Annotated in this window: 8 protein-coding genes and 1 tRNA gene; 6 read left to right on the forward strand and 3 right to left on the reverse strand. The window is 43.8% G+C overall.

From position 1 onward, the window contains the following. Positions 1-141: 141 nt before the first annotated feature. Positions 142-3834: a reprolysin-like metallopeptidase gene (locus AB1A65_RS06090; protein WP_366586751.1), complete on the forward strand. Its 3693-nt coding sequence runs from the start codon at positions 142-144 to the stop codon at positions 3832-3834. After that, positions 3831-4517, forward strand: coding sequence for a hypothetical protein (locus AB1A65_RS06095; protein ID WP_366586754.1), 687 nt, complete (start codon positions 3831-3833; stop codon positions 4515-4517). Before AB1A65_RS06090 ends, AB1A65_RS06095 begins: the two co-directional genes overlap by 4 nt. Here the strand turns inward: AB1A65_RS06095 and pth are convergent, their stop codons facing one another. The 3 genes from pth to AB1A65_RS06110 all read right to left on the reverse strand — a co-directional run bounded on the left by pth (position 4518) and on the right by AB1A65_RS06110 (position 6918). Then, positions 4518-5147 carry an aminoacyl-tRNA hydrolase gene (gene pth / locus AB1A65_RS06100; RefSeq protein WP_366586756.1) on the reverse strand — a complete coding sequence of 210 codons (630 nt, stop codon included), beginning with the start codon at positions 5145-5147 and terminating at the stop codon, positions 4518-4520. 87 nt (positions 5148-5234) lie between these two features. After that, positions 5235-5897 (reverse strand): 50S ribosomal protein L25/general stress protein Ctc, encoded by a 663-nt coding sequence (locus AB1A65_RS06105; RefSeq protein WP_366586758.1) that lies wholly within the window; start codon positions 5895-5897, stop codon positions 5235-5237. 79 nt (positions 5898-5976) lie between these two features. After that, a complete protein-coding gene (locus AB1A65_RS06110) occupies positions 5977-6918 on the reverse strand; it encodes a ribose-phosphate pyrophosphokinase (protein WP_366586760.1) in 942 nt (313 codons plus the stop codon). A 167-nt stretch (positions 6919-7085) separates the two neighbouring features. Here AB1A65_RS06110 and AB1A65_RS06115 point away from each other — a divergent pair. From AB1A65_RS06115 to AB1A65_RS06130, 4 genes are all read left to right on the forward strand, one after another. After that, positions 7086-7167, forward strand: a tRNA-Leu gene (locus tag AB1A65_RS06115). A gap of 317 nt (positions 7168-7484) precedes the next feature. Next, entirely contained in the window at positions 7485-8759 is a 1275-nt protein-coding gene (locus tag AB1A65_RS06120; RefSeq protein WP_366586763.1) for a ribonucleotide-diphosphate reductase subunit beta, read from the forward strand. A 3-nt stretch (positions 8760-8762) separates the two neighbouring features. Then, positions 8763-10556, forward strand: a complete 1794-nt coding sequence (locus AB1A65_RS06125; protein WP_366586765.1) for a ribonucleoside-diphosphate reductase subunit alpha — start codon at positions 8763-8765, stop codon at positions 10554-10556. 264 nt (positions 10557-10820) lie between these two features. Beyond that, positions 10821-14972, forward strand: coding sequence for a gliding motility-associated C-terminal domain-containing protein (locus tag AB1A65_RS06130; RefSeq protein WP_366586767.1), 4152 nt, complete (start codon positions 10821-10823; stop codon positions 14970-14972). Positions 14973-14993 lie beyond the last annotated feature (21 nt).

Below are 14993 nucleotides of genomic sequence, written 5' to 3' on the forward strand. Positions count from 1 at the left end.
CTTATTTTTGAAATTCGACTGACGCCCTACATATGTATGAAAGCTAAATTACATCTTGTTTTTTCAATAACCATACTTTTTAGCTGCTTTTGTACCTATGGGCAGCAAGCGTATTGGAAATCCGTACCCAAACAATCGAGTATGAAGAGTGCCTCCCTAAAGGATGTGGGCAAGGCCAGTGCTGTTTTTACTTTGGATAAAAGTCGTTTCAAGGAGAAGCTTCAGGATTTTCCCGTTTCTAAAAATGGAAAACACATCATTTACTTGCCAGACGGGGAGGGAGAGGTAATCCCGTTTAGGGTGAAGGAAACTCCAGTCCTTCATCCTGATTTGGCAGCAAAGTATCCCGAAATAAAATCTTTTACCGGGGTAAGCCTGAATGGAAAATACAAAATTAAACTCAGTAGTTCCCAGAAAGGCATTGAGACCATGGTCATTGATTTGGAAAGTCAAAAAACTTCATTTTTGGAACCAACCCTAGCTGACGATGATTCATATGTATTGTATAAAAAAGGGTCAAGGTCTTCTTTGAAGCATAGCTTTTTGTGCAAGACGGAGGTTATGTTTATGAATAAGATGAAATCAGATGGAGCCACTTCCAAAACCATTGTGCCCTTAGTGGATGATCAGCTACTCAGAACATTTCGGATTGCGGTTTCTGTTACTGGTGAGTATACAGAATATCATGGAGGTACGGTTGCAGATGCACTTGCTGCCATTAATGCCACGCTGACACGAATCAACGAGGTTTTTGAAACAGATTTAGGAGTAACGCTAGAGTTGATTCCAAATAATGATCTAGTCATCTTTACCAATCCTGATAATGATCCGTATACAGGTAGTTTCAACTCTCAAGTACAAAATACACTAACATCTACCATTGGTGAGGCCAATTATGATGTAGGGCACCTGTTTCATAGGGTAGAAGATCCCGCACAGAATAATGGTAATGCCGGTTTTATAGGGGCGGTTTGTTCCGATAACCAAAAAGGAAGTGCCTTCTCCGCCGCTTTTGAGCCAGAGGGCGATGTTTTTGATTTGGATTATGTAGCCCATGAATTAGGGCATCAATTTGGGGCCAACCATACATGGTCTTACGAGTCAGAGGGAACCGGAGTACAAGCTGAACCGGCCAGTGGAACTACCATTATGGGGTATGCTGGGATTGTGCCCGGAAATAATGTGGCTCCTAACGGAGATGATTATTTTCACTTTGTGAGCATCTTTCAAATAGCTTCTTATCTACAATCTATAGCATGCGCCCAGACCACGGCCCAGACCAATTCTCCACCAGTCCTTACGCCGATAGGTGATTTCAATATTCCAAAAGGTACTGCCTTTGTGTTGGAAGGTGTGGCAACCGACCCAGATGTGGGTGATGCGCTTACCTACACTTGGGAGCAGATTAATGATGGGGTGGTAACGACAAGTACTTTTGGGCCCAACAATCCCAGTGGAGCCAATTTTAGATCATTGCCCCCTTCAACTGATGCTGCAAGATACTTTCCAAGGTTGTCTGAGGTGGTGCAGGGAAATTTATCACAAGTCAACCCGTCGGAAAATGACGCTTGGGAAACGGTTTCCGATATTGAACGTACCTTGAGTTTTGCTTGTACGGTCCGTGATAATGCCTTAGGAGGGGGACAGGTGGTTTCAGACGTTTTGGATGTTCAGGTTATAAAGGCAGCAGGCCCTTTTGTGGTTACATCCCAGGCTTCCAATGAAATTTATGAAGCTGGGTCGGTTCAAGAAATCACTTGGGATGTGGCCAATACAAATACTTCGCCCATCAATGCTCAAAATGTGGACATTTTTCTTTCGTTGGATGGTGGACAGACCTTTCCCATCAGCCTGGCAGATGATACCCTCAATGATGGCTCCGAGGAAGTCCTGATTCCTGGAGATGTGAGCAGTACGGCGCGTATCATGGTAAAAGCCAGCGACAATGTGTTTTTTGCCATCAATGCAGCGGATTTTACCATTCAACAATCAGAGGTGGTCCTCAATTTTCAAGATGTAACTTTCAGGGTATGTCAACCCAGTGACATTGTTATTCCATTCACCTATGAGACATTTGGAGGGTTTAGTGAAATATCGACCTTCTCTGCAAATGCTCCAGCGGGACTTTCAACATCTTTTTCCCCCACTCAAGCCAGTGCGGATGATACGGCGGTGGATTTGACCATCTCCAATACCAATGCTATTGCAGCGGGTGTTTATGATGTTGAGGTGACAGCAACTTCGACCTCCGTGACCAAAAATATTACCTTGTCCCTTGTCATTGAGGATGGAACTTTTCCAGATGTTGTTCTTTCCTCGCCCACAAATATGGAAACAGGGGTCACTTTGAACCCACAGTTGGGTTGGGAGGCCAATCCATTGTATCAAAGTTATGATGTAGAGGTAGCTACTGATGTAGGTTTTACCGATATAGTTTCCACCGCTACGGTTCCTTTTACATTTTATAAAGTGAACGGATTGGATGAGCAGACCGAATATTTTTGGAGGGTCCGTCCAACAAACGATTGTGGCAGCGGAACTTTTGGACCTCCCTTGAGTTTTACCACAACACAATTGGATTGTAAGAGTTTTGAACCAAGAAATGGACTTCCGTTGGAGATTTCATCCATAGGTACCCCAACCGTGAGCACCTCAATACAGTTTTTTGAAGACCTTCCCATTTCAGATATCAATGTTAGTCTTGAGATCAACCACACCTTTTTGGAAGACTTAGTGATCAATTTAATTTCTCCAGCAGGAACCCGTGTTGCTTTAATTTCAAGAACCTGTGGCGACTTAAATAACGTCAATGCCATTTTTGATGATGATGGTACACCCATTGTCTGTTCTGGTAATCCCGCTATAATGGGTACCGTTAGTCCATTGGGTTCGTTGGCTTCTTTTGAGGGTGAATCAACCTTGGGGGAGTGGATTTTGGAAATTAGCGACACTGCTCCAAGTGATGGCGGTGCTTTGGTGGCCTTTTCCATGGAAGTGTGTGCCGAAGGAGCCTTTAGGCCCGATGAAGATGAAGATGGTGTGTTCGATGACGGCGACGACCTATGTTTGGGAACCCCTAAAGGAATTGAGGTGGATACCAATGGATGTGCCGTGTACAGGTTTCCCCCGGACAACTTCTCTATTGAAATATTGAGCGAAACCTGCAGAATCAGCAATAATGGCTCGGTAACGGTATCCCCAATGGATACCTCAATAACCTATACCGCCGTTTTAAATGGAGGTGCATCGCCAGTAAATATGGACTTTACTGATGAGCACATATTTCAAAATCTAGGAGCTGGTAATTATTCGTTGTGCATTACGGGGACCAATGGACTCATTACCTACCAAGAAACGTGTTTTGACATCACCATAACGGAACCGGATGTATTGGCTGTTGAAGCAATGATGGATGAACAGAATGTGGAGCTTTCGCTTAACGGAGCTGATTTGTATAATGTGGAATTAAATGGTCTGGTGACCCAAACACAAAACTCTAAAATACAGCTGCCTTTGGCCGAAGGTAAAAATGTCTTGAAAGTCTACTCCAACCTTCCTTGCCAAGGGGTGGTGGAAAAAACATTCTTCTATTCTTCACGACCCATTCTTTCACCAAACCCAGTTGATGCAACAACAGAAATTTATTTGAACGGATTTGAGGGCGAAATACGTATTCAAATTTTCTCAGCCAATGGCCGCTTGGTTAAGACAGATTATAGGTCGGTTAATGGAAATACGTTGGAATTGGACTTGTCTTTCTTGTCCAAAGGAGTCTACTATTTAGGAGTGGAAAAAATGGGAGTTTCAGAAATGTTTAAATTTATTAAGCGATGATTCGGAAAGTACTACTATGGTCCATTGGGGTTTTATTGGTTTCATGTGGAGGCAATGACGACCCACCACCGGCACCAGAAGGAGCCAATTTGGTTTTTCCTGAGGAAAATTCGGAATGTACTACAGGGGTAAGTGTAAACGAGACGTTGAGCCAGGTTACGTTTCAGTGGCTGGCTTCAAGCAATACAGATAGCTACACACTAAGCGTGGTGAATTTAGATACAAATGTGCCGCAGACCATTTCCACGGCAGCAACCTCGGCAAACCTGTCCATTGCCAAAGGGACCCCTTTTTCATGGTCCGTCACTTCAATCAGTTCCGATTCTGACCAAACCGCAGTAAGTGAAACATGGTTGTTCTATAACGCCGGGGCAGAAACCAGTTATGCGCCTTTTCCAGCACAGTTGGTAAATCCAATTTCTGGGTCTACTGTACAAAAAGATTTGGCCAACGAAGTGCTATTGGAGTGGCAGGGTGCGGATGTTGATGGTGACATAGCCACCTTTGAGGTATTTTTCTCAGAAGACAACCCACCCACAACCTCAATGGGTACTTTGGGTCCGGGAACCATGGAGTTCTCCGTAAGCGTGACCTCTGATACGGTGTATTATTGGAGTGTATTGACCACCGATGCTGAAGGGAACAGCTCCAATTCTGGGGTGTTCGACTTTAAGGTATTTTAATTAAGTGCCGTTAAACTGGTTCATGGTATTTTTTACCCCGGCAAATACAAAAGAACGGATAAGTGCTGTGGATTTTTTTAATCGTTCAGGAAGCGCAGCTGCTTCATCCTCATTCCATTTTCCCAAAACGTAATCCACTTGCTTTCCCTTACCGAATTCAGCTCCTATTCCAAATCTAAATCGGGGATATTGGGCTGTTTGTAAGGTGTTTTGAATATCCTTTAATCCATTATGGCCGCCGTCGCTTCCCTTGGTCTTCAAACGGATGGTTCCAAACGGCAAATTAATGTCATCGGTAATGATGAGCACATTGTCTAACGCAATGCTCTCCTTTTCCATCCAATAGTTGACGGCCTTTCCACTTAAATTCATATAGGTGGAGGGTTTCAGGCACAGGACACTTCTTCCTTTGTGTTTAAAAGTAGCTACAGCCCCCAATTTGGCACTTTCAAAAGTGAGGTTTTCCTCTTCGGCCAAAAAATCCAACACTTTGAAACCGATATTATGTCGGGTTTCTTCATATTCCGCTCCGATATTTCCGAGGCCAACAACTAGGAATTTTTTCATAGGATCAGTTTCTTGCAACAGCTGATTCTGGGCACCAAACAGGCTTTTAATGAATTGGAACATTATAGAACCATTTTGTCTAAAAATACAAAAGCATCCCAAATTTTACAGCGTGGTAAAACAGGGATGCCTTTTTAAATAAATCTAAAACTATTCTGTAGCTTCAGCTTCTGGGGCCTCACCACCTTCGGCTCCACCTTCAGCAGCTGCTTCAGCACCTTCTTCTGTTCCTTCTTCATCTTCGTCTTCAAGCTCTTCATCAATAGAAGTTCTAGAAGCTTTCACCTGTACAATGGCCGTGCTTTCTGGATGTAAAATGGTGTAATCATCATTCAACACAGTTTCAACGGCAATTGTGCCACCAATTCTTAGTTTGGAGATATCCACAGTGATAAAATCAGGAAGTAGATCAGGCAATGCTTTAATGGCAAGCTTTCGTTTTCTAAACAGTAATCTACCACCGTTTCGTACCCCTGGGGAATTTCCTTCCAAACGAACAGGAATGTTCATGGTAACAGGTTTGTCTTCAAACAATTGATAGAAATCGATGTGAAGAATTTTATCAGTTACGGGGTGAAACTGAATGTCCTGTAAAACGGCGTTCAACTTTTCACCACCTTCCAACTCAATCACAACAGTGTGTGCGTTGGGGGTGTAGACCAAATCTCTGAACGAGATTTCATCAGCTGAAAAGTGCAATGGCTTATCCCCTCCGTACAGCACGCAAGGGACCTTTCCAGCATTACGTAAGGCCTTGGTAGATACCTTGCCCACGCTTTCTCTTTGGGATCCTTTGATAGTAATTGACTTCATAATCTATATTAATAATTTAATTTATTCTGAATACTACTTTTCGAAGTGCTCAGTTTGTCAGCCTGAGCGCAGTCGAAGGCTACATTAAAAATTTTGATGATATTGAGGTATTGTGGTGTACCCTGTGCATAACATCTGCAAAAAGGTCGGCACAACTTAATACCTTAATTTTTTTCTTGGTCTCATCGATAGGAATTGAATCAGTAACAATCAATTCCGACAACTTTGACTTTTCTATTCGTTCATAAGCTTTTCCAGACAACAATCCGTGTGTGGTGACCGCGCGAACGCTTTCAGCACCTCTTTCCATCATTAGGTCGGCCGCTTTGGTCAAGGTGCCTGCGGTATCCACCATGTCATCCACTAAAACCACATTTTTGCCCTGCACATCACCAATGAGTTCCATATGGGAAATAACATTGGCTTTAGCCCGTTGCTTATAACAGATGACTACATCGCACTCCAACGCTTTGGAATAGGCATAGGCTCTTTTGGAACCACCCATGTCCGGCGAAGCAATGCAAAGATTGTCCAATTTCAATCCCTTTAAATAGGGTAGGAACAAGGTTGAAGCAAAAAGGTGGTCCACAGGTTTTTCAAAGAACCCTTGAATCTGATCTGCATGGAGGTCCATGGTGATGATTCGTGTGGCACCGGCGGTCTCCAGCATTTTGGCGACTAATTTTGCGGCAATGGGAACACGGGGTTTATCCTTTCTATCCTGTCGTGCCCATCCAAAATAAGGCATTACCGCGGTAATGTGCCGTGCAGAAGCTCGCTTGGCAGCATCTAGCATCAACAACATTTCCATAAGGTTCTCCGAGCTTGGATTGGTGGACCCAATGATGAAAATACGTGCACCCCGTATGGATTCTTCGAAAGAAGGCTGAAACTCCCCATCGCTATATCTGGAAAACTGAATTTTTCCCAAATCAGCACCATAAGAAGCCGCTATCTTTGTGCCAAGATCAACACTCTGCGTACAAGCAAAAATTTTGGGCTCGGGAACTTGATATGCCATTGCAAACTCTTGTTAACTAGCTTTTTGAAGCACTTTTTTATAAAGAGGTGCAAATTTAAAAATTAATTCGGGTTGCTAAAGGAATAAAGCAAGTATTTTTTGGTGGAAAATGAAATAATTTTTTAGCTTTGCATCCGCAATTAAAATAAGCCACTACAATTGCTTATGCCTTGGTGGCGGAACTGGTAGACGCGCTGGATTCAAAATCCAGTTCTTTCGGGAGTGTGGGTTCGATTCCCACCCAAGGTACTGAAAAGCCCTGTTGAATATTCAGCGGGGCTTTTTCTTTTCGAACAAATTGGAGGTCAATCTCCCTTACTCCTTATTCTGCCTGTCTTTAACGCAGTTTGTTGATAACCCTGTGGAAAAAAGTTTGGGCCATCTGACACTTGTCAGATTTTTTTCCAAGCCTAGATTTTACGTTTGTTCCCATGACTTTTTCAGCCTCAAAAATCGCAATGTTGATAAAACTGTTGAGAACCCGAAAGAGGCAATGTAAAATCAAAGTAAAGAAAATATGAATTTTACAATCAGTTCATTTAGGACAAATCCAAACACTTTTTCTCATGCACATTTCTCATATTACTAAAAGGGATTTTAGTACACAGCCCTTCGATTTGCACAAAATTACCAATGCCATTTTAAAAGCCATGACCGCTGTAGACCATGGTCAAATGGAAGATGCCCAGACCATAGCCAGTAATGTTGAAAAGGCATTGTTGGAACGAAAAGAACAAGATGAACACTATGTTCCCACGGTTGAGGAAGTTCAGGATGTGGTTGAGAATGAGTTGATGAACAGTGAGTTCCACGATGCGGCCAAAGCCTACATTATTTACAGGAACAAAAGGGCCCAAATGCGGGAAACCGATATTTTTGAGAAGCGCATCAACCTGAAACCCTACGAGTATCCCCAATTGTATGAATATGTGCCAGCTATCCGTCATTCGTATTGGATTCACACCGAGTTCAATTTTACCAGCGATATTCAGGATTTTAAATCTGGACTGACGGAAGTTGAACGAAGTGCCATTAAAAATACCATGCTGGCCATCTCCCAGATTGAGGTTGCCGTTAAAACCTTCTGGGGCGATATCTACCACCGTATGCCCAAACCTGAAATTGGCTCTGTGGGTGCTACTTTTGCTGAAAGTGAAGTGCGGCACCATGATGCCTATTCACATCTGCTTGAGATTTTGGGTTTGAACCAAGAATTTGAGAACCTTAAGAAAAAACCTGTGATCATGAAACGGGTGCAGTATTTGGAAACCGCTCTTAAGAATGCCAAAAGTGAGAACAATAAGGAATATGCGGAGTCCATTTTGCTGTTTTCCCTGTTCATTGAGCATGTTTCTCTTTTCTCCCAGTTTTTGATCATTATGGCCTTCAACAAGCACAAAAATGTGTTGAAAGGCATCTCCAATGTGGTGGAGGCTACCTCAAAAGAAGAGCAAATCCATGGTGATTTTGGAATTGATATCATCAACATCATCAAAAAAGAACACCCAGAATGGTTTGACGACGAGTACAAGGAAATGATTCAGGAAATATGTGAGAAGGCATTTGAGGCCGAGAGTAAGATTGTGGATTGGATTTTTGAGGATGGCGAATTGGATTTCTTGCCCAAAACAGTTGTAAATGAATTCATTAAGAATCGTTTCAACAATTCTTTGGAGAGCATTGGCATTGCAAAGGTGTTTGAGGTTGACCAAAAATTATTGGCAGAGACCGAGTGGTTTGATGATGAGATCATCGGCACCAAACATGGCGACTTTTTTGTAAAACGATCCATCAACTATAGCAAAAGAACACAAAGTATAACCAGCGACGACCTTTTTTAAATTATGGAGAACAAAGCCCAATCCCCCCAAATCGAAGACCTAAAACAAGAAAACAAAAGCCAAGAACTAGTAAATGCACGAAAGAGTGCCTTGGCACAACTCAAAGAAAAAGAAGAAAGCACGGGATTTGAATGGCTGAACGAATACAGTCGTCAGTTTTTGGCTTCGGGCTATTTGACCGATGGTGTTACCCCAGAAGGTCGGATTCGGGAGATTGCGGACCGGGCCGAGCAAATTTTGCAGATACCGGGGTATTCGGACAAGTTTTACAACTACATGTCCGAAGGGTTTTTCTCTTTGGCGTCCCCGGTTTGGTCTAATTTCGGAAAAAGGCGTGGACTGCCCATTAGCTGTTTCGGCTCCCACATTGATGATGATATGGGGAATATTCTCTATACCCAATCCGAAGTGGGCATGATGTCCAAATTGGGTGGAGGTACTTCGGGCTATTTTGGGAAAATTAGGCATAGGGGAGCTGCTGTAAAAAATAACGGACAGGCTTCCGGAGCGGTTCATATTATGCAATTGTTCGAGTCCATGGTAGATGTGGTGAGTCAAGGTTCAGTACGTCGCGGTCGCTTTTCACCGTATTTGCCCATTGATCATAAGGATATCATGGAGTTTTTGGAAATCGGTACCGAAGGGAACCCCATCCAGCAATTGACCCATGGTGTTACCGTGACCAATCAATGGATGCAGGAAATGATCGACGGCGATGTGGACAAGAGAACCGTTTGGGCCAAAGTCTTGCAGCGTAGGGGAGAGATGGGCTATCCGTATGTGTTCTTCTCTGACAATGCCAACAATGGAGCTGCGGATGTCTACAAGGACAAAGACCACCGCATTCACGCCAGTAATCTTTGTACCGAAATTATGTTGCCTTCCAACGACAATTGGTCGTTTGTATGTGTGTTGTCCAGCATAAATGTTCTGCATTACGATAAGTGGAAGAATACCGATGCCGTGGAGACCATGGTTTATTTCTTGGATGCCGTGATTACCGAGTTTGTGGAAAAATTGGAGGCGTATCGCGATTCCTCCGACCGGGATGATAGACAAACCTTCCTATTTATGGAGCGTGCTTACAATTTTGCCAAGGAAAATCGTGCCTTGGGCTTGGGCGTGTTGGGATGGCATTCGCTATTGCAATCCAAAAGGTTGGCATTTGACAGCCAAGAAGCCTATAATTTGAACAGTGAAATATTCAAGGGCATCAAAGAGCGCTCCTACAAAGCCTCAGCAGAATTGGCCGAACGTTATGGTGAGCCCGAAGTATTGAAAGGCTACGGAAGGCGCAACGCTACCCTGAACGCCATTGCCCCAACCACTTCATCGGCCTTTATTTTAGGTCAGGTTTCACAAGGAATTGAACCGATTTGGTCCAATTGCTATGTGAAGGATATTGCCAAGATCAAAACCACCATTAAAAATCCATTTTTGATGGAATTATTGGAGGAAAAAGGACAGAACACGCCAGAAGTCTGGAAAAGTATTCGAGATATGGATGGCTCTGTCCAACATTTGGATTTCTTGACCGATGAGGAAAAAGCTGTGTTCAAAACGTATTCGGAATTGGACCAATTGGACATTGTGTACCAAGCCGCCAATAGACAGAATCATATAGATCAAGGTCAATCCGTTAACATCATTGTTCACCCAGATATGCCTACCAAGGAAATCAACAAAATTCATGTGACCGCTTGGAAACTGGGCTTAAAATCACTGTACTATCAGCACAGCATGAATGCCGCACAGAAATTCAAGCAGAAAAAAGAATGCACTAGTTGCGAGGCATAGCCAAACTAACTCAAACTGCCCCAACAGTGCCTAATTCAACCCCCAAGCCATTTGGCTTGGGGGTTGTTTTTTGAAGTAACTGTGGTACAACCACAAGTTTTCATATTTCCCATAAAATGTTAAAAATGAGCATTGTTTTCCATCGTTAATCCGATGTTTCACAACAAATGATCGATGTAATACAACATAACTTCCTTTTTGTCCGTAGTTGTTGATATGTTTGGGTTGGTCTTACTACGTAAGCACAGCCTCATCCTCTAAACTATGAACAAACCCCAATCCCGCCAGTACAAAATCCATTTTATTTTGGCTTTTTTGTTTGCACTGACTTTAGCACAAGTTGGGAATGCCCAGCTGTGTATGGTGGATGCAGGCTCAGATCAAACCTTGTCGCAGACTTCATCAGTTTTTTTAAATGCTTCTACCCCAATCATAGGTTCTGGTACTTGGACACAATTGTCCGGCCCCACCTTGGTTAGTTTCTCCAGTACAAATGATCCCAACGCCCAGGTTTTTGGGATGAGTCTGGGCACTTATATTTTTGAATGGACCGTATCGGATATTACCTGTGATACTGCTTCGGATACCGTTGGGGTCACCATAGAGGGAGTTGACTTGGAATTGGAACTATTAGCCAGTAATAGTACCCCAGATGTTGGCGATGTGGTCACTTTTACCATCAACCTGAGTAATTTTGGAGATGTTGATGCCACTGGAGTTTCTGTCCAAAGCATTATTCCGACAGGTTTTGATGGTAGCAGTATTTCCGCCATAAGCAATTCAGGTTCCTATAATTTCGGATCTAGAACCATTACGTGGACCGGTCTTACGGTTCCGCAGGGAAACAATACGGTTGCGTTGACCTTTAATGCTTCAGTTTTAACCCCCACTGGAACTTTGGGTGAGTTTATTCATAGTGCAGAGGTAACCGCTAGTGGCCAATTAGATTATGATAGTGTGCCCAATAATGATGATGGAGACCAAAGCGAAGATGATGAAGACGCAATAGCGGTAGCGCCGCTTCAAGCGGATTTATCCCTTATCAAAACCATTGTAGGAGGGAATACTACACCTTTTGTGGGAGAGGCCATTAGTTTTGAAATAGCCATAACCAATGATGGCCCTGATGATGCCACCAATGTACGGGTGGTAGATCAACTGCAATCTGGATATAGCTATGTTTCATACACAGCGACTGCCGGAACCTATAATGTTGGAAGTGCTTTTTGGGATGTAGGTACTTTGGCCAATGGGGCAACCGAAACTTTGACCATCAATGTAACCGTAAACGCTACGGGAAACCATACCAATACTTCCCAGATTTGGCAATCTGATGCTTATGATTTGGACTCAACGCCGGGAAATGGTGTCTCTTCCGAAGATGATCAGGGTGACGTATCCGTTACCCCTGTGGAAGTTGTTGACCTTTCGTTGACCAAGGTGATTGATAAATCTCCACCATTGGTGAGTGACAATGTAAGATTTACCTTAACCGTTTCCAATGCGGGTCCAAGTGATGCCACCTCAGTAGAGGTTACGGATCTATTACCATCAGGATTTACCTATGTTTCGGATAATGGAGGTGGAGCTTACAACGCGGTTAGCGGTATCTGGACTGTTGGTACCCTTGCCAATGGAAGTTCCACAAGCCTGAGTATTCTTGCCAACGTTAACGCGACGGGCAATTATACCAATATAGCCGAGATTACGGGCCATGACCAGGCCGATTCCGATTCAACCCCTAACAATAATGTTCCGGGTGAAGATGACCAAGATGAGGTTGTGGTAAATCCCACTCCCATTGTTGACATTTCAGTGACCAAAAACGTGGATGAATTGATTCCAAATGTAGGTGATCAGATAAATTTTACAGTAACGGTTCAAAATGATGGCCCCAGCGACGCTACAAACTTGGTGGTCACGGATGTTTTAGCTTCAGGATATGACTTTGTGAACGCTCTAGCCACTAATGGCACGTATAATAATGTGAATGGGTCATGGACCCTAGGAAGTTTGGCCAGCGGCACCTCAGAAACCCTTACGATAACAGCTGATGTTCTATCCAGCGGTAACTATGCCAATACCGCGGAACTTACGGGCCTCACTGAGACGGATTTGGATTCAACTCCGGGAAACAACAGTGAAGCGGAGGATGACCAACAGACCATTACACCAGTTCCAATACCGATATCCGACCTCCTCTTGCGAAAATCTGTGGACAATTTGAGTCCATTTGTGGGTGAGGATGTCATTTTTAATATCAATATTACCAATTTGGGGCCGAGTGATGTCACCGGGGTTCAGGTATTGGACTTGTTGCCTTCCGGCTACACCTATGTTTCAAACAGTAGAACAGCGGGAACCTATAATTCCACCACAGGAATTTGGGAGTTGAACAATGTTATTCCCGATGGGGTGACAGAAACCTTGAATATTGTGGCCACGGTGAACCCAACGGGGGACTATTTTAATGTGACCGAAGTGGTTTCATCCAACAATGATGACCCCAATTCAATCCCTAACAATAACAATATTTTTGAAAATGATCAAGACAGTGCGGGAACCATTCCCATTCCTTCGGCGGATATGACCCTAACCAAGACTGTTGATAATGAATTTCCCGATGTTGCTGATACCATCACCTTCACCCTCAGCTTGACCAATGAGGGTCCAAGTGATGCTTTTGCTTTGGTAGTGGAAGATGTATTGCCTTCCGGATATACCTATATTTCTGATGATGCAGGCGGATTTTATGATGTCAATTCAGGTATTTGGAATGTAGGCAACCTAATTGCAGGAGGCAACGCAACGCTAAATATGGTGGTTGAAGTAAATGCCTCTGGAGATTATGTAAACCAGGCCGAGTTGATGAATTCCGTAATACCGGACCCAGATTCTGCTCCAGGCAACAACGACCCAACTGAAGATGACCAAGATGAGCAATCCACCACCCCAAGGCATGTTACGGATATTTCAATTACCAATACGGTGGACAATCCAAGTCCGTCTGCAGGAGATCAACTAGTGTTTACCATTACCGTAAACAACACAGGCCCCAATGATGCCACAGGCTTGGTTGTGGAAGATGTATTGGCCTCAGGCTATAGTTTTGTAGCTGCTACGCCTTCAGAGGGAACTTATGACGAGATAGTAGGTTCTTGGGATATTGGAAATCTGAACAGCGGTACATGGGCAACCCTTCAAATTACGGCAGTGATATTGCCCAATGGGGATTATAGAAATACTGCGGAATTGATTGCGTTGGACACCTATGACCCAGATTCCACCCCCAACAATAATGTTCCATCGGAAGATGATCAAGCTACCGTAGTGCCGGTACCGGATGGTTTGGCAGATTTGTCCTTGTCCAAGATTGTGGATAATGCTACTCCTAACGTGGGCGATGTGGTCCGATTCACCATCAGCGTCACTAACGATGGCCCTACGGATGCAACTGGCGTAGTGATCACCGATGTATTGCCCGAAGGCTATACCTATCAATCGCATACAACCACTGCCGGGGTCTACAACCCTGCCAACGGCTTGTGGAATGTCAACCGAACAATTTTCAATCAGAACAGTGAAACGCTTGAACTGTTGGCCGTGGTGAACACCCCTACGGGACAAGCTAATGAATATCTCAATGTAGCCGAAATAACGGCCAGTAATTTTTCAGACCCAGATAGTAATCCAAATGAAGGCAACGCAACCGATGATTATTCGGATGGTGTTGCTGATGATGACGAGGCCAGCGCCTTTGTGGTGCCCCAAACCACAGATTTGGCCATCACGAAGGTAGTGGACCGATTGGAACCCAATATTGGGGATGAAGTTGTTTTTACCATTACCGTGACCAACCAAGGTAATGTGCCAGCAACGAATATTGGTATTGAAGAGCAACTGCCAAACGGTTATCGCTTGGTGGGTTCTTCAGCATCTGTGGGATTGTATGATGCTGGTGGCGGTTTTTGGGAGTTGGATGTGCTACAAGTTTCCGAAACTGCCCAACTCGATGTAACCGTAGAGGTTTTGGATTTTGAAGACTATTTAAATACGGCAAGCTTGGTATTTGTGGATCAATTGGATACCAATACGGGCAATGATTCAGCCGAAGCCTTGGTGCAACCTACCTGTTTGGTGGTGTACAATGAATTTTCACCCAATGGGGATGGCGTTAATGACTTCTTCACCATTGATTGCATTTCTAGATATCCCGGAAATGTACTTGAGATATATAACCGATGGGGAACTGTGGTGTATCAAAAACGCGGGTATAACAACGATTGGGATGGAACGCCCAACGGTAGGGCCATTATTCAAAAAGAAGATGAATTGCCGGTAGGAACCTATTATTATGTGTTGGATTTGGGGGATGGTTCCGAACCCAGAACGGATTGGTTGTATCTAAATCGATAAAAAAGGGATGAACGGCGCAAA

This window comes from Allomuricauda sp. ANG21 (assembly GCF_040705235.1).
Taxonomy (GTDB): domain Bacteria; phylum Bacteroidota; class Bacteroidia; order Flavobacteriales; family Flavobacteriaceae; genus Flagellimonas; species Flagellimonas marina.

Bases quoted from the DNA above. Each gene is read 5' to 3' on its own strand.
- AB1A65_RS06090 (WP_366586751.1), top strand. From the start codon at position 142: ATGAAGAGTGCCTCCCTAAAGGATGTGGGCAAGGCCAGTGCTGTTTTT.
- AB1A65_RS06105 (WP_366586758.1), bottom strand. From the start codon at position 5,897: ATGAAGTCAATTACTATCAAAGGATCCCAAAGAGAAAGCGTGGGCAAG.
- AB1A65_RS06125 (WP_366586765.1), top strand. From the start codon at position 8,763: ATGGAGAACAAAGCCCAATCCCCCCAAATCGAAGACCTAAAACAAGAA.
- AB1A65_RS06095 (WP_366586754.1), top strand. From the start codon at position 3,831: ATGATTCGGAAAGTACTACTATGGTCCATTGGGGTTTTATTGGTTTCA.
- AB1A65_RS06130 (WP_366586767.1), top strand. From the start codon at position 10,821: ATGAACAAACCCCAATCCCGCCAGTACAAAATCCATTTTATTTTGGCT.
- AB1A65_RS06120 (WP_366586763.1), top strand. From the start codon at position 7,485: ATGCACATTTCTCATATTACTAAAAGGGATTTTAGTACACAGCCCTTC.
- AB1A65_RS06110 (WP_366586760.1), bottom strand. From the start codon at position 6,918: ATGGCATATCAAGTTCCCGAGCCCAAAATTTTTGCTTGTACGCAGAGT.
- pth (WP_366586756.1), bottom strand. From the start codon at position 5,147: ATGTTCCAATTCATTAAAAGCCTGTTTGGTGCCCAGAATCAGCTGTTG.